General features: G+C 67.5%; 16 protein-coding genes and 1 pseudogene. 8 read left to right on the plus strand and 9 right to left on the minus strand.

Features of this window, described 5'->3' with window-relative positions; genetic code table 11:
• The first annotated feature begins 193 nt into the window (after positions 1-193).
• On the plus strand, positions 194-658 hold the full coding sequence (locus QSJ59_RS02980) for a VOC family protein (RefSeq protein ID WP_432707411.1): 465 nt from the start codon (positions 194-196) through the stop codon (positions 656-658).
• Between the two features lie 36 nt (positions 659-694).
• On the opposite strand, the gene QSJ59_RS02985 is transcribed toward QSJ59_RS02980, so the two are convergent.
• Positions 695-1,465 (minus strand): DeoR/GlpR family DNA-binding transcription regulator, encoded by a 771-nt coding sequence (locus QSJ59_RS02985; RefSeq protein WP_285757101.1) that lies wholly within the window; start codon positions 1,463-1,465, stop codon positions 695-697.
• Positions 1,466-1,708: 243 nt separating this feature from the next.
• Here QSJ59_RS02985 and QSJ59_RS02990 point away from each other — a divergent pair, with 243 nt between their 5' ends.
• Positions 1,709-2,413, plus strand: coding sequence for a glycerophosphodiester phosphodiesterase (locus QSJ59_RS02990; RefSeq protein ID WP_285757102.1), 705 nt, complete (start codon positions 1,709-1,711; stop codon positions 2,411-2,413).
• Positions 2,414-2,702: 289 nt separating this feature from the next.
• On the plus strand, positions 2,703-3,323 hold the full coding sequence (locus QSJ59_RS02995) for a TetR/AcrR family transcriptional regulator (protein WP_285757103.1): 621 nt from the start codon (positions 2,703-2,705) through the stop codon (positions 3,321-3,323).
• Here the strand turns inward: QSJ59_RS02995 and QSJ59_RS03000 are convergent.
• Genes QSJ59_RS03000 through QSJ59_RS03010 form a run of 3 tightly spaced genes read right to left on the minus strand, consistent with a single transcriptional unit; the run spans position 3,289 to position 6,691 of the window.
• A complete protein-coding gene (locus QSJ59_RS03000) occupies positions 3,289-4,443 on the minus strand; it encodes a cytochrome P450 family protein (protein WP_285757104.1) in 1,155 nt (384 codons plus the stop codon). The two genes, QSJ59_RS02995 and QSJ59_RS03000, sit on opposite strands and share 35 nt — an antisense overlap.
• A complete protein-coding gene (locus QSJ59_RS03005; protein ID WP_285757106.1) occupies positions 4,440-5,870 on the minus strand; it encodes a cytochrome P450 in 1,431 nt (476 codons plus the stop codon). The genes QSJ59_RS03000 and QSJ59_RS03005 overlap by 4 nt, the downstream gene beginning before the upstream one ends.
• Before the next feature lie 59 nt (positions 5,871-5,929).
• Positions 5,930-6,691, minus strand: a complete 762-nt coding sequence (locus QSJ59_RS03010) for a PIG-L deacetylase family protein (RefSeq protein WP_285757107.1) — start codon at positions 6,689-6,691, stop codon at positions 5,930-5,932.
• Between the two features lie 110 nt (positions 6,692-6,801).
• On the opposite strand from QSJ59_RS03010, the gene QSJ59_RS03015 reads away from it, so the two are divergent.
• Positions 6,802-7,419, plus strand: a complete 618-nt coding sequence (locus QSJ59_RS03015) for a P-loop nucleotide/nucleoside kinase family protein (protein WP_285757108.1) — start codon at positions 6,802-6,804, stop codon at positions 7,417-7,419.
• 38 nt (positions 7,420-7,457) lie between these two features.
• Positions 7,458-7,670 (plus strand): hypothetical protein, encoded by a 213-nt coding sequence (locus QSJ59_RS03020; protein WP_285757109.1) that lies wholly within the window; start codon positions 7,458-7,460, stop codon positions 7,668-7,670.
• A gap of 8 nt (positions 7,671-7,678) precedes the next feature.
• Here the strand turns inward: QSJ59_RS03020 and QSJ59_RS03025 are convergent, their stop codons facing one another.
• Positions 7,679-9,055, minus strand: a complete 1,377-nt coding sequence (locus QSJ59_RS03025; RefSeq protein WP_285757110.1) for a serine/threonine-protein kinase — start codon at positions 9,053-9,055, stop codon at positions 7,679-7,681.
• Positions 9,056-9,286: 231 nt separating this feature from the next.
• Between QSJ59_RS03025 and QSJ59_RS03030 the strand changes: the two genes are divergently transcribed.
• Positions 9,287-9,814: a GNAT family N-acetyltransferase gene (locus tag QSJ59_RS03030; protein WP_285757111.1), complete on the plus strand. Its 528-nt coding sequence runs from the start codon at positions 9,287-9,289 to the stop codon at positions 9,812-9,814.
• Between the two features lie 133 nt (positions 9,815-9,947).
• Here the strand turns inward: QSJ59_RS03030 and QSJ59_RS03035 are convergent, their stop codons facing one another.
• Positions 9,948-10,244: a GNAT family N-acetyltransferase gene (locus tag QSJ59_RS03035; RefSeq protein WP_285757112.1), complete on the minus strand. Its 297-nt coding sequence runs from the start codon at positions 10,242-10,244 to the stop codon at positions 9,948-9,950.
• Between the two features lie 223 nt (positions 10,245-10,467).
• On the opposite strand from QSJ59_RS03035, the gene QSJ59_RS03040 reads away from it, so the two are divergent.
• Positions 10,468-11,247, plus strand: coding sequence for a siderophore-interacting protein (locus tag QSJ59_RS03040; RefSeq protein WP_285757113.1), 780 nt, complete (start codon positions 10,468-10,470; stop codon positions 11,245-11,247).
• 47 nt (positions 11,248-11,294) lie between these two features.
• On the opposite strand, the gene QSJ59_RS03045 is transcribed toward QSJ59_RS03040, so the two are convergent.
• Positions 11,295-12,290 (minus strand): exonuclease domain-containing protein, encoded by a 996-nt coding sequence (locus tag QSJ59_RS03045; RefSeq protein WP_285757115.1) that lies wholly within the window; start codon positions 12,288-12,290, stop codon positions 11,295-11,297.
• Positions 12,291-12,332: 42 nt separating this feature from the next.
• A pseudogene (locus QSJ59_RS24415) lies at positions 12,333-12,596 on the minus strand (hypothetical protein); the annotation flags it as partial.
• Between the two features lie 306 nt (positions 12,597-12,902).
• On the opposite strand from QSJ59_RS24415, the gene QSJ59_RS03050 reads away from it, so the two are divergent.
• Positions 12,903-14,306: a cellulase family glycosylhydrolase gene (locus QSJ59_RS03050; RefSeq protein ID WP_285757116.1), complete on the plus strand. Its 1,404-nt coding sequence runs from the start codon at positions 12,903-12,905 to the stop codon at positions 14,304-14,306.
• Positions 14,307-14,392: 86 nt separating this feature from the next.
• On the opposite strand, the gene QSJ59_RS03055 is transcribed toward QSJ59_RS03050, so the two are convergent.
• A complete protein-coding gene (locus QSJ59_RS03055; protein ID WP_285757118.1) occupies positions 14,393-15,730 on the minus strand; it encodes a cellulase family glycosylhydrolase in 1,338 nt (445 codons plus the stop codon).
• Positions 15,731-15,858: the final 128 nt, after the last annotated feature.

The raw sequence follows: 15,858 nt of genomic DNA on the forward strand, positions 1-15,858 counted from the left end.
AACGCATTTGGCGCCGGCCGGTCGGGCAATGGGCCGGCCGGCGCCGCCCATTTTCCGAACCCCCCGACATCGTCGCTGGTCAGAGCACTGAAAATCGTGTTCAAGAATACCGTTCAACGGCATGGCCGAACATTTCTTAACAGTGAACTAAAACGTCTTGAAACCTGTTGGCAGCGGCGTAAGCTGGGCAATCGTGCCCACGTTGTTCACCCACCGCAGGCTTCGGTTGCACCGTCGCCACCGAGAGGTCTCCGTGCCCCAACTGACCGGGATCTCACACATCACCCTGTCCGTTCGCGATCGCAACGACAGCGTCGAGTTCTACCGTGACGTGCTCGGTTTCCGCGAGTTCGAGACCAAGGACGAGGCCCGCTGGCTCCGCACCACGTGCCGCCACTCCTCCGGCCTGCTGCTGTGCCTGACCCAGCACCGGGACCATTTCAACGCGCGCTTCGACTACCGGCACGCCGGGGTGGACCACATCGGGTTCGAGGTTGTCGACCTGGTCGCCCTGGAGAGTTGGGAAGAGCGCCTGACCTCGTTCGACGTGGAACACTCCCCCATCGTGCACTGCTCCTCGGGTTCCCTGTTGTCCTTCGAGGACCCCGACGGTTTCCAACTGGAACTGCACTGCCCCACCGAAGCGGACGACGACTAGGCCGCCCCGGCTGACCGGGGCGGCCGGGGGCATCGACTACTCCGCGGCCACGAGGTCCAGACGGATCTCGCGTTCGCGCACCTCCTGCACCGCGGTCTGGGGCAACCTGTCGTCGGTGATGATGAGGTCGAAGTCGTCCAGGCTGGCCACCCGGAATGTGCCGAACTTGCCGTACTTGGTGCTGTCCACGGCCAGGACGCGCTTGGAGGCGATCCGCATGAGCTGCTGTTTGGCCACCACCTTGGCCTCGGAGGGGGTCGTGGTCCCGCGTTCGACGTCCCAGGAACTGCTGGCGATGAACGCGATGTCCACGTTCACCTTGCCGAGGAAATCGGCGGTGAACTGCCCCACCGACGAGTGGTCGGCATGCGAGACCACACCACCGGTGTGGATCAGCTCGATGTTGGGATACTCCATGAGGTGGCCGACGACGTTGAAGTCGTTGGTGACCACCGTCAGGCCCACCTTGTCGGTGAGCATCGGGACCATCTGGAGCATGGTGGTGCCCGCGTCCAGGAAGATCGTGAAGTTCTCCCTGACCAACTCGGCGGCAGCGCGCGCGACGGCGCGCTTTGCGGGAACCTCCAACTGGGCTTTGGCCAGGTAGGAGGGCTCGCTCTTGAGCCGGGCTGCCAGGCGCACCCCTCCGGTGACCGAGAGCACCTTGCCCTCGTTCTCCAGTGCCTGGATGTCGCGCCGCACCGTCATGTGGGATACGGACAGCATCGACGTCAGCTCGTTGATGCTGAGAACGTGACGTTCCTGCAAGAGCTTGAGGATGTGTTCGCGGCGCTGGTCGGGGATCATCTCTGGCCTTCGCGATCGGTCGTCGTGGTGGGCGTGCGTCACTGTGATCGACGCATCTGGTTCTCTAGAAGTTTCCCAGTTCGCGGCAGGCCACGCGTTGCGCCCCTGGGGTGATGCGTCTCGCACGATGCGCAAACTGTCTTCTTCGGGGTTTTTGGCCGCGTCACGTGCGGTCCGGCGTGGTTTTTGGCACTCTGGTCACCAAGCCGTCCGGCTCCACGTCGCGCGCACTGGAGAACCCATATGACGCTGACGATCGCTCACCGGGGGGATCCCGCTCGGTTTCGGGAGAATACCCTGCCTGCCCTACGTGCTGCCGCCCGCGACGGCGTGGACCTGGTCGGCATCGACCTCAGGTTGACGCAGGACGGGCACGTGGTGCTCATGCACGACGAGACGCTGGAGCGCTTCTGGCGGATGCCGTACACGGGTTCGGAGCTGACCCTGGCGGAACTAGCGGGCCTGGGCGACGGGAGGGACCGGCGCATCCCCACCCTGATGGAGGTTCTCGCCGAGTTCGTCTGGCCGCAGATGCCCCAGCTGGTACTGAACGTTCCTTCGATCCAGGTGGCCTTGACCGCCGACGACGTGGTCCGGACGCACGGCATGCTCGACCAGGTCCTCTACAACGGTTCCATCGACGCGATGCGCGCGCTGCGAGCACGCCGGCCGCACGCGCGACTCATGCTGACCTGGGCCGAGCAGGGACTCCCGCCGGCCGCACTGTGGCAGGCCGTCCAACCGACCTTCTACGACGCCTACTGGCCGCTGCTGGACCCCGACGTCGTCGCACGGGTCCACCGATACGGGTGCGCGGTCTCGGCTTGGACGGTCAACGACGTGTCGCAGATGGTCCGGCTGATCGAGATGGGAGTGGACGCGATCAGCACGGATCAGCCCGCCGACCTGACCCGGTTGCTGGCGTCTCGCCCCCCGCGCCGCGGTTGAATCGGGCCGCGCCCCTCCCACCGCCCGCCCGACACTCGCGGCAAATATTTTACTGAATCAATTTTATTTCGTAATTCCCCTACGGCTGGCCGTCCGCGCCGAAAGCGTCGGCATTTCATTTCGATGCCTGAAGCCGTTTTCCGGCCAATCCCGGCTAGAACGCCGCTATCCTCGAAATCGCTTCGTATTCCTGAGCCACCCCCGATCCCCTCATATGGAACTTTCCAGATACCAATAGCGCGAAATACCCCAGAGCACGTACGGACTCCAACGACGGTGCAGGCTAGAAATGACCATGACGGCCAACTCCTCTCCTTTGGGCAGCATCCATACGAACCGCGCACTCGACGCCGCAACCCGGCTTTTCTCGGCACACGGCTCAGAGAACGTCGACATGCACACGGTCGCACTGGCAGCAGATATCGACGCGATTGATTTTCGGCGCGCTTTCCCCACGAAACTCGATCTCAGCTACGCCGTCGCCCTGCGCTGCACCCGACGGCTGGTGAGCACGGAGGACGACGCCGTCTCCGCAGCGCACTCCCCCCTGGATCGGCTGTGCACCATGATCCGCCGCCACATCACATTCAGTTGGGAGCACCGCACGGAGCAGGAGTTGCGTCGTGCGCTTCTACCGGTCCTGCGCACCATCTACCCCGACCGGCACCGGGAGCTGTCCGGACTGCTGCGCGGTTACCGCGCACGGATACAGGGACTGATCGAACAAGGGCGCGATCTGCAGCTGTTCGCCCGGACCAGTCGCGAGCCCGTCACGGGAGCCACCGTCCTCGAAACCCTGGAAGGGATACTGAACTGGTACGACCCCGACGGAGAGCTGACGATCGACCAGCTCAGCGACGTCTACGTCGACCTGGTCATTCACCACCTCCTCGGCGCGCAGCGGACGTAGCGCCACGCACCGAGGAGGGCACCAGCCGGTCCTCGTCCGGATTCCAACGCACCGGCAGTCGCTCCGGTGCGTTGGTGAAGATCGAGGGCACGGGGGTGAGCTCGGCAGGGTCCACGGCGAGGTCGAGATCGCCGAAACGGCGGAACAGAGCGGGAAGTGCCACCCCCAGCTCCAACCGGGCCAGCGGGGCGCCCAGGCAGAAGTGCGGACCGTGCCCGAAGGCCACGTGCCGCTTCTGCTCGCGGGTGATGTCGAAAACGTGTGCTTGCGCACCATGCTGGGCGCAATCACGGTTGGCCGAGGCGAAGGAGACGAGAACGGGGTCGCCGCGCTTGAGCAACCGGCCGCCCAGTTCGACGTCGCGGACGGGGTAGCGGAAGGGCAGGATGGCGACGCTGGTGTCCCAGCGCAAGGTCTCCTCCACCGCGGCGCTCCAGGGCACCGCGCCGTCTCGGAGCAGGCCGAGCTGGTCGGGGTGGGTGAGCAACGCCTTGACGGCGTTTGTGAAGACGCCGACCGTTGTCTCGAAGCCGGCCGCCATGAACAGCCAGAGAGAGTCGATCAGCTCCCGGTCGGACAACTGGTCGCCTTCGTCGCGAGCCTGGATGAGGGCGCTGGTGAGGTCCTCCCCGGGGGTGGCGCGGCGTCGCTGGACGAGGTCGGTGAAGTACTCGGTGACCGTCGCCTGAGTGGCCAGCACCTCTTCGACCGGAGCGACGGTACTGAAGACGCTGGAGACGAGCCGTTGGATGGTGGGTCGATCCTCGTCGGGGATACCGAACAATCGGCAGATCACCCCCATCGGAAGCGGGACGGCGAGTGCCGAGCGGAGGTCGGCGGCGCCGTTCCCGCGTTCCATCTGGTCGAGCAGGTTCTCGGTGAGCTCCTCGATGGCCGGCCGGAGCAACTCGACCCGACGCGGGGTGAACGCCTTGGCCACCAACCCTCGGATGCGCGTGTGGGCGTCACCGTCGGAGTGCAGCATGTTGTCCAGGTGGATCATGCCGATCAGTGGCCAGTCCTCGGCGATCTCACCGTCCTGCCACGCCTTCCAGTTCCGGTAGTTCTTCACGAAGTCCTTGCCCGCCATGACCTCCTGGGCCTCGGCGTGACGGGTCACCGCCCAAACAACGACCGGACCAGGGAGCTCAACCTGGACCACGGGCCCGAGTTCTCTGAGTCGTGCGGCCTGGGCCTGGGTGTCTCTGGCGTAGGGGTCGAGGACGACTGGTTCACGCATGTCTGGTCTCCGCTCTGGGCAGTGGACACCTCCTGTGGCGTGAACACGACGGGAAGGCGCTCAAGCCCCCGGATGAATAGGGACGGACGCCAGCGAAGGTCACGCTCAGGTACCGAGAGTTGCATATCCGACAAGCGGAAGACCAGGGTCTGAATGCTGGAGGCTGCCATGTGCTGGCCGATCTTCTGCGCAGGGCAGCGGTGCGGCCCGGCACCCCATGCCAGGTGAGAGCGGTTACCGGAGCTCCGGGCCGACGCATGGACCCCATCGGCGTCGTAAAGAATCGGGTCATTATTGGCTGCGGCATAACCCGAGATCAGGCAGTCCCCTTCAGCGATCCGGTAACCGGCGACCTCGGTGTCGCGTCGCGCGTAGCGCCCGGCCAAGGTCTGAAACGGGGGCTCTCGCCAGAGAACCTGCTCGATAGCGTCGTGGATGAGCAACTGGGAGCCCGAAACCGCCACTCGCATCTCCTGTTCGAGGAGAAGCAACCGCAGTGCATTTCCGATCAGGTTGGTGGTCGGATCATGCGCGGCCGCGATCGTGAGCATGATCTGCTGGGCGATCTCCTCATCGGTCAGCTGCGCCTCGTGCGCCAAGAGCCGCGAGGTGATGTCGTCGCCGGGCTTGACGCGCTTGCGCGCCACCAGGTCCATCAGGAACCCCACCATCTTGACGTTGGCGGCGTTGGCGGCCTCGGCGTCGCCGTCCCACAGGTCCATCATGAGGTCGCAGAGGAAATAGCCGTGGTCGTCGTTCTGGCCCAGCATCCGGTTGATCACCAGCAGCGGGATCCGGTAGGCGAAGTCGTCGATCAGGTCGGCCTCGCCGTAAGGGGCGAAACTGTCGATCAGCGCTCCGGCGACCTCTTCGATGTCGGTGCGCAGCCTGTTGGTGGTGAAGGCCTCGTAGGCGTCCACCAGGGCCCCGCGCAGGCGCTGATGCTCGACGCCGTCGGTGTGCAGGGCGTTGGGGCGGTACTCGAACACCGGATAGGTGCCGTGGTTCGGTGTCATGCGTCCCTCACGCAGTTCCCGCCAATTCCGGGCGTCATGGGGGAAGAGGTGGGGGTCGCGCAGAACTTCGAGGTGCTCGCTGTAGCCGAGCATCAGCCATGCGCGTACACCGGGTTCCACCTCAACGGGAGCGATCCCGCCGAACCGTTTGCGCATCAGCTCCCACAGCTCGCGCGTATCGCCCTGAAGGGTGTCGCCGTGCAGCGGGACGGCCTCGGGCTGGCTGCTCAACGGGCAGCCGTTGGCGGGTGAGGAGGGAGGCGTGGGTGTACCGAAGCGCGAGTCAGTCATAGCGCCCGACGATAGTTCGCACCCTCTCCCCTCGCCGGAAAACCCGGGAAAAAGCTGGGTCAGGCGTCCGGGAACACCAGCTCGGCCTCGCGGGCGAAGTGCGCGATCTGCTCGGGCGGCAGAAGCGCCGCCCCGGACGGCGTCCGCCCATAGATACCGATACGTGTAGCAAAACAGGATATGGCGGCGGTTTTACGGCGCCGAATCTGCTCGGATAGAACGATTCGGTAGGCACTTGCCCATGGCACCCGATCGTCCCCGGGACTGGCCCAATGCCACATCCACACCGGATAACTCAGCAGGGACGCTCCGACCTTTCGGGCGGCGATATCTGCGGCGTGGGCGGTCGCCTCGTGGTCGGAGTGCGGGTCGCCCTCCCACGGCGCCACGCACAGTTCAAACCCGGAACAGGCGTCTGCCAACGCGCCGGCCAGCTCCGAGTCCGCGCCGGAGCGCACCGCGCCCCCGAGCAGTCCCAGACGGAGCACATGGGCATCCAGCGCACCCAGGGTGCGCAGCGCCTCGATCTCCTCGTCAAGACGGCACCGCGCGGAACGGGTCGTCACCGGTCCCGGGAGGTCCTCGTCGGTCACCACGATCACCCGCAGCCGCACACCCGCCGCAGCCAACATCGCGATCGTCCCGCCGACAGCGAGCACCTCGTCACCGGGATGCGGGGTGACGACGACCGCGCTGGTGATGCCGGCCAGGTGCAGCGCGGGGAACTCGCGCAGCGCACGCCACCCACGCCAGGTCGTCTCGGAGGTTCCGGCCTCGTCCATCGGATGCCGGTGCCTCATCGACCAGCGCGTGCTGCTCATGCCTCTGCCTTTCCCCGGGATGGCGCCCAGCTGCCCAGAATGCCTGATGGCATGCGTCGGACCGCGGCACAGGTGAAGCCGTACCGGCTCGGGGCTGCCAGGCTGGGGGGATGAGTGGATTCGAGGGGCCGGCACCCGTGTGGATCGTGTCGGGCGCGCCGGGCGCGGGCAAGTCGACGGTGGGCGCACTGCTACTGGAGAGACTCCGTCCGGTGCCCGCCCTACTGGACAAGGACACCCTTTACGGAGGTTTCGCCGCGGCGGTACTGCACGCCCATGGCCGGCCCTACGGAGAACGAGAGGGGCCCTGGTACGACGAACATGTGAAAGTCCATGAGTACGGAGGTCTGACGGCAGCGACCCGCCAGGTCCGCGGGGCCGGGTGCCCGGTACTGCTGGACGCACCCTTCACCGGTCAGATCCGCGATCGTGCACGGTGGCGTTCCTGGGTCGCCGAGCTGGGCGGGGAACCGGTGCGGCTGCTCTGGGTGCGCTGCGCACCGGCCACCCTCAGGCAGCGACTGACCGCACGCGGCCGGCACAACGATGCCGGCAAGCTCGCGGAATTCGATGCCTTCGTCGCGCGGATCCGCCCGGACGAGCCGCCAGCCGCCCCGCACTGGGAGGTGGACAACAACGAAGGAGCAGTACCGCTGGGCCGACAGTTGGACGCACTGCTGGCTGCCGACCGGCAGCAGCCTGGTGAACATGGACTTCACCCCCGCTGACGCCATGCCGGCCTGCGACATCGTCATCGACATGGCCTGTGACAGCCATCGCGGCTGGGAGGGCGTTGGACCAGGAACAGGAGGAGTCCGCCGGCCGGCGCTCCCGTTTCCAGAACGAGTTGCTGCCCGAGCTCGCCCCGGAGCTCCGAGCCGTGTCCCACGCCATGATCAACGCCGTTCTCCGCGAGTGGTTCGCCAAGAGACTGGTGGTCGCCCTCGACGGGATCACGGTACGTCTGGCACCACGCTGAACCGCGGCTCAGCCGGTCGCACCGCCCCGGCCCGAAAACGCCAGCCCGATGCCGTACATGCCGGGGTCGAGGGTACTGCGCGGAGCACTCTGACCGCCCTGCTGGGAGAGGTAGAACGCCACTCCCGCCGCCACCACCGTGCCCACCAGCAGCAGGATTCCCAGGAACAGCAGCACACCTGAGGAGCGGCCGGCTCCTGCCTGCCGCGGCCGCGCGAACCCCGTGGAGGGCGGATGGTTCGTCTGCCCCGCCGGAGGCACGGTGGGCGGCCCCGACCTCAGCGGTGCAAAGCGCGGCGGATATGCGACCGGGCCGCCGGGCGGATAGGTCCCCGGCCCGCCGGGCGGTGCACCGTTCCCTCCGGTGGCCGGGTGGGCCACCGGAGCGTACGCACCTGGCGGGAACGGCGTCGAGGGGCCGGCGGTCGCGGGACGGGACGGCTCCGGCCGGCGGGCGACCGCCGGCGGCCGGTTGCCCGCCGCGACCATCGCCCCCGCCTGAAGGGTGGGGGTGGGAAGCTCTGCCGGCACAGGGACCGGGCGTGCCGTTCCCTCTGCCGGGCTTTCGGGGGACGGCGGGGTTCCACCGCTGAGCACGCTCATGAGGACCGCCGCAGCGGTGGGCCTGGCCGCGGGATCCTTGGCGAGGCACTGTTCGACGAGGGCGCGCAGTGGACCGGTGAGCCCGCCCAGATCGGGGGGCAGAGTGGTGACCCGGTGGATGACGCTGGGCAGCGAGTCCTGGCCGTGGGGCGGGGTGGCCGTCGCCGCGAACACGATGGTCGCCCCCCAGGCGAAGACGTCGGCTTCGGGGCCCAGCGTCCCACCCGCGACCTGCTCGGGGGCCATGTAGGAAGGGGTGCCCGCGATGGTGTCGGTGTGGATGGAACGGTCCAGCGCGCGGGCGATGCCGAAATCGATGACGCGCGGGCCGTCCGGCCCCAACAGTACGTTGCCCGGCTTGAAGTCGCGGTGCACGATACCGGCGCGGTGGATCGCGGCCAGCGCGGTGATGGTGCCCACCGCCAAACGCTCCAGGCGGGAGCCGGTCAGTGGTCCCTCGTCGCGGATGACGGCGTGCAGGGAGGGACCGTCGATGAACTCGCTGACCACGTACGGCGGATCGCCGGTGACGTCGGCGTCCAGGACCTGGGCGGTGCAGAACCGGGCTACCCGGCGCGCGGTCTCGACCTCCTTGACCAATTGGGCGCGTAGCGCAAAATCGTGCAGGAGGTCGGTGTGCAGCAGCTTGACCGCGGCCAGTCCGCCCCGGGCGTCGGTCCCCAGGTAGACAACGCCCTGCCCGCCTTCTCCCAGCCGGGCGGTCAACGTATAGGCGCCCACCCGCTGGGGGTCGCTGTCGAGCAGCGGTGCGGTGGCGGTCATCAGTCCTCCGTCGTCGGCGGCGCGCTCCACACCTCGAGGAGAGGCAGGACCTGCTCTGTTGAGCGCTCGGATACTCGGTTTCGTTGGGTACGGCGTCCGGAGCGACGCACAGGTTCCTTGATTTACCGGAAAGATATAGCTCGCGCAAAAATGCGCGACTACGTCGCTAAAAATGAGAAAACCTTACGAGGTGATCAGATCGCACCGCTTTACGGCGACTACGATCGTCATATGACGGCACCCTTGCGCACCGAGCGACTACTGATCCGGGACTGGGGCACTGACGACGCCGAGGCCGCCTTCGCGGTCTACGGCTCTCCCGAGGTGGCACGCTGGCTGACGCCGGTGATGCGCACCGTGGACGACGTATCGGCGATGCGCTCGGTCCTGGAGGCATGGGTGGAGGCTCAACCCAACCTGATTCCGCCGGCCGGGCGGTGGGCGGTGGTCCGCGAGACCGACGGCCAGGTGATCGGTGGGCTGTCCCTGCGGTTGCTGCCTCCGTTCGAGGAGGACTTCGAGCTCAACTGGCAGCTGCGCCCCGACGCATGGGGCCAGGGCTACGCCACCGAGGCGAGCCGCGCACTCATCAGCTGGGCGTTCAGCCAGGGCCTGGAGGAGCTGTTCGCGGTGGCCCGGCCGAGTAACCAGCGCGCGATCCAGACCGCACGCCGGCTGGGAATGGAGTGGGTCGGCGAGACCGACAAGTACTACGAACTGCGCTTGCAGGCGTTCCGTCTCCGCCCGGGCGACATGTGACCTGACCGCACCCGGTCGGCTTCCTGCCGTGTGCCCCTACGCTCGGGCACCGGTACTCGGGACCCGGTTCTTCAGTTGATCCGTCGGCGCGAATCCCCCGCGCCGACGGATCAACTGCGAGCAATCGCGCGGGCTAGTCGGCCGTGGTGCCGTAGAGGACGTCGGCATACTCCCGATGCCGGGCGATCCATCCCTGGTAGAACGGGCACACCGGGAGCACCGGCAGCCCTTCCGCGCGGGCCGCGTCCAGCGAGGCCCGGACCAGCGCGCTGCCTACCCCCTTGCCCTCGAAGGCCGGATCCACCTCGGTATGGGTGAAGGTGATCAGTTCGGCGGTGCGGATGTAGTCGGCGAAACCGGCGAGCGCACCGTCCTGGTGCGCCTCGAACCGCTTGCTCTCGGGCACATCGACTACGGTCAGTTCACTCATCGAACGCTCCTGGTCAAAAGTGCGGGCCTCTCGGTCGAGAGCTCCCGTGGGCGGGGCGTCTCGCCCTTTTCATCTTCTACCCATCACAGGGCCTCGGGCGGAACGGTCCTCCCCGCCGAGCAGGCGAAGCACAAATCAGGTTAGGCTTACCTGAAATTGTGGTGCGTTCTCGCGTTCCGCGATCCCTGTTCTCCGCCGCGATCTCCACCAGGGAGTTGGTCTCGTGCCTGCACGCCCCAGTGCCCGCGCCGCGCTCGTCGAAGTGTCGGCTGTCCGCCGGGTCAGCCCCCAGATGGCCCGTGTCACCTTCACCGGCCCCGGCGTCACCGGGCTTCCCGCACGCGGCTACGACCACTGGTTCCGGTTTTTCCTGCCCCTCAACGACCAGCAGGACCCGGTACTCCCGGCCACCGAGGACTGGTGGAACGAGTGGAAGGCGATGCCGGAGAACGTGCGTCCGGTGATTCGCAACTACACCGTCCGGCAGCACCGGCCCCGGGCCGGTGAGATCGACGTGGACTTCGTCCTGCACGGCGACACCGGACCTGCGACGCGCTGGGCGAGCCGGGCGCAACCGGGCGACCGTGCCGGCCTGCTGGAACAAGGGATCATGTTCGATCGCGCCGCGCACCCCGGCCGACCACTCATCGCCGGTGACGAGACAGCGCTGCCCGCGATCGCCGGAATCATGGCGAGCCTGGAACACGACGACCGGGCCGAGGTCTACATCGAGGTTGCCGACGCCGCCGAGGAGCAGGAACTGGCAGCGCCGCCGGGCGTACGAGTCCACTGGATCCACCGGTCCGAAGGACCCGAGAACGGTGTGCTGGACGCCATCCGCCGCGCCGAACTCCCCGCCGACCTCGGGCATACCTGGCTCGCGGGCGAGTCCTCCGTCGTGACCTCGGTCCGTCGCCACCTGGTCAACGACCGGGGCGTCGCCAAGAAGGACATCTCCTTCTGCGGCTACTGGCGCCGCGACAAGAGCGTGGACGAGGCGTAGCACCGTACCTTGGGCCCGGGGCGCACCGCGCACCACCGGGCCCTCGGCTACCCCAGCCTGCGGGTGAACTCCGCCTCGGAGACGACCTCGATGCGCTGCCCCTTGGCCGCGTACGCCTCGGCCTGACGATGCTTGGCCGTCTTGGCCCCATCGACCGCGCCGGTCACCAGCACGTTGGTCTTCTTGGTGACGTTCTTGGCGGGGACACCGCCGGCTGCCGCGATGCGCTTCCACGCCTCGATCTTGGACATCCCCGCCAGGTCACCGCTGACACACACGACCCGACCGAACAGCGCCCCTGCCGGGTCGGCGTTCGGGTCGGGTTCGGGCAGCGGCTCTCTGGCGATGTCCTGCCACTGCTGGTAACGGGCGCTCATGGGCGGTCGGGCACGTGACGGCTCGGCGTCCCAGAGCGTCGGCGCCGGTTCCTGGACGGGCGCGGGCAGCGGAGCCGGGTCGACCCGGGCTGCGAGCCCGCTCGTGCGCAGCAGCGGGCGGCGGGTTTTCAGGCACAGGTCGAAGAGCGTGTGCACGCCGTGCACACGCAGTGCGGCGATCATGATGTGGGCCGCTGCCTCGGCATCGGCATCGGCTGCGTGGTGGCGCAGCAGGTCGTGGCCGATCTCGGCGCAGACCGTCGGCAATTTGTGGTTGTCCAGCGCAGGCCAGGTGCGCCGTGCGGTATACAGCGAACACGCGTAATCGGTGGCCTCCCAGGCCAGGCCCGTGTGCGCGCAGGCCGCGTGGATCACGCCCATGTCGAAGGCGGCGTTGTGCGCGACGAGGGGGCCGCCGTCGGCGAAGTCCACAATGGCCCGAAACGCCTCGGGCCACTCGGGGGCGTCGGCCACCTGCTCGGGCCCGATCCCGTGGAAGTCGATGTTGAAGCGCGCGAACCGTCCCGCTTGCGGAGGGGGCTTGATCAGGGTGGTGTAGCGCTCCGCGATACGCCCTTCCTCGACCCGGACCAACCCCACCGAGCAGACACTGCCCCGGTCGTGATTGGCCGTCTCGAAGTCGATCGCGGTCCAGCGGTCGCCCATGGCCGTCCCCGTCTTTCGTTGATGTGCACCACCGCGCGACCACTATGGCGCACCGACGCGGAATGCGGCGGGCGAACCGGAGAAATCGGGCAGTGGGTCCGGTGTCCGGTGGGCTCGCACATCGGCGGCGAAGGCCCACCGGGGAAGAGGTTCCACCTGCTGCACCCGGCTCCGGGGCAGGCCGGTGTCCGGGACCCGGATGCCGAGAATACCGCCGACGAGGGCGCACGTGGTGTCGACGTCTCCCCCACTGCGACTGCGCCCCCACGGTCCCGAAGCGAAATCACGCAGGTGGCGGGCTGCTCCCCACGACGCGAAGAAGGCAACGGTGCCGGGGCACTCGCCCGACGGCCGTTATCCAACCGCAGCACTGCGGCCCTCAGTTCGGTGATGGTCCGCGTGCAGGGCACAGGCGGATACCGGAATGTCAACCGTTGACTTTGCGCGGCTGTTTGATTACGTTCCGGTTGCGTTTGGAAACCTCTTCACCAATCGCCCCCTCCCCTGTCCCATCGCGCGGGGAGGGCCGGCGCCCAGCGCGCCTGGGAACGCTCCCAGGTCGAGGCCGCCCGCTCCAGCGCCTGACCCGACCACCCCCCACGGAGGCATCCAGTGGCGCAGTCCCCCAATACGTTTCCCCTCCGCTCCAGAACCACGGCCCTGGTGGCCGCAGCACTCGCCGGGCTCCTCGTCCTGGCCGGCATAATGATCTCCCCAGGTACCGCGCACGCGGCCAGCGTCACCGCAACGGTGGCCAAGGACTCCACCTGGGACAGCGGCTACACCGCGTCCGTCACCGTCAAAAACGCCACCGGCAGCACGGTCAACGGCTGGAAGGTCGAGCTGACCCTGCCCGCGGGCTCCAGCGTCGGCAGTCACTGGAACGCCGAACGCTCCGCCAACGGCGCCAAGCAGACCTTCACCAACGTCGGCTGGAACGCCGCCCTGGCCCCCGGGGCGAGCACCAGTTTCGGCTTCACCGTCAACGGCACCGGTGAACCGACCGCGTGCACGGTCAACGGATCCGCCTGCTCCGGCGGCGATCTTGGCCCCGGTCCGGATCCGACCGTTCCGCCCACCAACCCCAACGCCTCCCCCGTCCAGGAGCACGGCAAGGTCTACGTCTGCGGCGTGAACCTGTGCGACGAGGACGGCAGACCGGTCCAGCTGCGCGGCATGAGCACGCACGGCATCCAGTGGTTCGACCACTGCCTCACCGGCGGCTCCCTCAGCGCCCTCGCCGACGACTGGAAGGCCGACATCGTCCGGCTGTCGATGTACATCCAGGAGGGCGGCTACGAGACCAACCCGCGTAGGTTCACCGACCGGATGCACGACCTGATCGAGGAGTCCACGGCGCGCGGCATGTACGTCATCGTCGACTGGCACATGCTGAGCCCCGGCGACCCCAACCACAACACCGAGCGCGCCAAGACCTTCTTCGCCGAGATCGCGGAACGGCACGCCGACAAGGACAACGTGATCTACGAGATCGCCAACGAGCCCAACGGCGTCTCCTGGAACTCCATCAAGAGCTACTCCGAGCAGGTCATCCCGGTCATCCGGGCCGAGGACCCCGACTCCGTCATCCTGGTGGGCACCCGCGCCTGGTCCTCGCTGGGCGTCTCCGAAGGTTCGTCGCACACCGAGATCACCGCCAACCCGGTGAACGCCGACAACATCATGTACACCTTCCACTTCTACGCGGCCTCGCACGGCAACAGCTACCTGAGCGAACTGGAGCGCGCCTCCAACGTCCTGCCGATCTTCGTGACCGAGTTCGGCACCCAGGACTACTCGGGAGAGGGCGCCAACGACTTCGTCGCGGCCAAGCGCTACCTGGACCTGCTGGAACGACAGAAGATCAGCTGGGTCAACTGGAACTTCTCCGACGACCACCGTTCTGGCGCGGTGTTCACCGAAGGCACCTGCACGGCGGGCGGGCCCTGGGCCGGGACCTCCCGGCTGAAGGAGTCCGGCGTGTGGATCCGCGACCAGATCCGAGCCGGGGCGTAACCCCCTGACCACCGGCTTGGTCCCATGAAGGCGGGGCGGGTGCGAACCGATCGGTTCGCACCCGCCCCGCCCCTGTTGGACCGGTGTCAGAGCGCGGTACAGGTCAGCGCGAGGGAGGACGGAGTCGCCCCCGAACCGAGAAACCCGAAGGTCGTGGAACCGCTTGCGGCAAGCGTGCCGTTGTAGGAGGCGTTGGCGGCCGTGACAGCGGCCCCGCTGGTGCTGAGCGAGGTGCTCCACGACTGGCTCACGCTCTGCCCGCCGCCGAAGGTCCACTTGACCTGCCAACCGGCGAGCGCAGCTGCACCGGCGGTCACCGTTACCTGGCCCTGGAAGCCGCCCTGCCACTGTCCGACGGTGGTGTAGACCGCCGTGCAACCGGTGTTGCCGCCGGGGTCGGGAGACGGGCCGGGACCGGGACCGGGGTTGCTTCCACCGAATACGGAGGCCTCCTCCGCAGTGGCGTCGATGCCGTTGGAACCGTAGAAGATCCGCTCACCCCAGGAGGTGAGGTTGTCGGCGTCGAACCCCTCGGTCATATCGAGATAGTCCACCCCGCCGCTGTTTCCGCTCCAGGACCAGCCGATATAGCCCAGGCCGAGCCGTTCCGCCTCGGCCATGATGGTGTCCTCGTCGGGATTGCCGTCGGAGTGGTCGTGACCGAACTCGCCGACCACCAGGGGAAGGCCCGCGTCCACGAAGTGCTCCAGGTAGGCGGTGACCGTGGCCGCCTGTGCGTACACGCCGTACATGTGGATGGAGAAGAGGGTGTTACCGGTCGGGTCGGCCGCGTAGACGTCCGGGGCGTTGTCGCGCATGATGTGCGCCCAGTCCTGGCCCCAGTTGGGTGCGTCCACCACCAGCGTGTGGTCGAAACCCGCGTCCCGCAACCGGGTGATGGCCCCGGAGGTAGCGGAGGCCCAACCCGCGTTGACGGAGGCGTTGTTGCCGTAGGGCTCGTTGCCGATGTTGATGAGGATGTAGTCCTCCTCACCACTCAGCACGCTCTGGATACTGATCCAGTAGTCCACCGCCTCGTCGAGTGTGACGGCCGCGCCGGCCTCCCCGTAGCCGGTGGTGTCGTGGACCTCCAGCATGCAGATGAGCCGGTTGGCCTTGCAGATGCTGATGACGTTGGCGACGTCGGAGGCGTCGTTACGGGTCCACTGTCCGCCGTTGCTCAGCACGACCCGCACGGTGTTGGCTCCGTGCGACTTGATCCCGGCGAAGGAGTCGGTTTCCTGGGCGTACCAGGTGTGGGCGTGGCTGACGCCGCGCATGACGAAGTCGTTGCCGTTGGCGTCGAGGAGACGGCCCTCCTCGACGGTGAAACCGGTCTGGGCGTGAGCGGGTTGGGCGAGCACGAACAGTGAGGCCAACAGGGCGAGTACCGCGGTTGCAGCCAATGCGAGACGTTTTCTCATGACCTTCCTCAAAGGAGGCCCCCTCGGGCAAGGGGAATCGGGTGGCTGGGAACGCCCCCCACGCGAGTTCTCCTGAGGCGCCGACGCCACCATAGGCATAGTGATGAAGGCCACACAACCGGTTAAGT

Origin of the sequence: Nocardiopsis ansamitocini (assembly GCF_030268225.1) — a bacterium.
Classification (GTDB): Bacteria; Actinomycetota; Actinomycetes; order Streptosporangiales; family Streptosporangiaceae; genus Nocardiopsis_D; species Nocardiopsis_D ansamitocini.

What these genes read in the sequence shown, in the direction of transcription:
- QSJ59_RS02985 (WP_285757101.1), bottom strand. Translation starts at nt 1,465, where the DNA reads ATGATCCCCGACCAGCGCCGCGAACACATCCTCAAGCTCTTGCAGGAA.
- QSJ59_RS02990 (WP_285757102.1), top strand. Translation starts at nt 1,709, where the DNA reads ATGACGCTGACGATCGCTCACCGGGGGGATCCCGCTCGGTTTCGGGAG.
- QSJ59_RS02995 (WP_285757103.1), top strand. Translation starts at nt 2,703, where the DNA reads ATGACCATGACGGCCAACTCCTCTCCTTTGGGCAGCATCCATACGAAC.
- QSJ59_RS03005 (WP_285757106.1), bottom strand. Translation starts at nt 5,870, where the DNA reads ATGACTGACTCGCGCTTCGGTACACCCACGCCTCCCTCCTCACCCGCC.
- QSJ59_RS03010 (WP_285757107.1), bottom strand. Translation starts at nt 6,691, where the DNA reads ATGAGCAGCACGCGCTGGTCGATGAGGCACCGGCATCCGATGGACGAG.
- QSJ59_RS03015 (WP_285757108.1), top strand. Translation starts at nt 6,802, where the DNA reads ATGAGTGGATTCGAGGGGCCGGCACCCGTGTGGATCGTGTCGGGCGCG.
- QSJ59_RS03025 (WP_285757110.1), bottom strand. Translation starts at nt 9,055, where the DNA reads ATGACCGCCACCGCACCGCTGCTCGACAGCGACCCCCAGCGGGTGGGC.
- QSJ59_RS03030 (WP_285757111.1), top strand. Translation starts at nt 9,287, where the DNA reads ATGACGGCACCCTTGCGCACCGAGCGACTACTGATCCGGGACTGGGGC.
- QSJ59_RS03035 (WP_285757112.1), bottom strand. Translation starts at nt 10,244, where the DNA reads ATGAGTGAACTGACCGTAGTCGATGTGCCCGAGAGCAAGCGGTTCGAG.
- QSJ59_RS03045 (WP_285757115.1), bottom strand. Translation starts at nt 12,290, where the DNA reads ATGGGCGACCGCTGGACCGCGATCGACTTCGAGACGGCCAATCACGAC.
- QSJ59_RS03055 (WP_285757118.1), bottom strand. Translation starts at nt 15,730, where the DNA reads ATGAGAAAACGTCTCGCATTGGCTGCAACCGCGGTACTCGCCCTGTTG.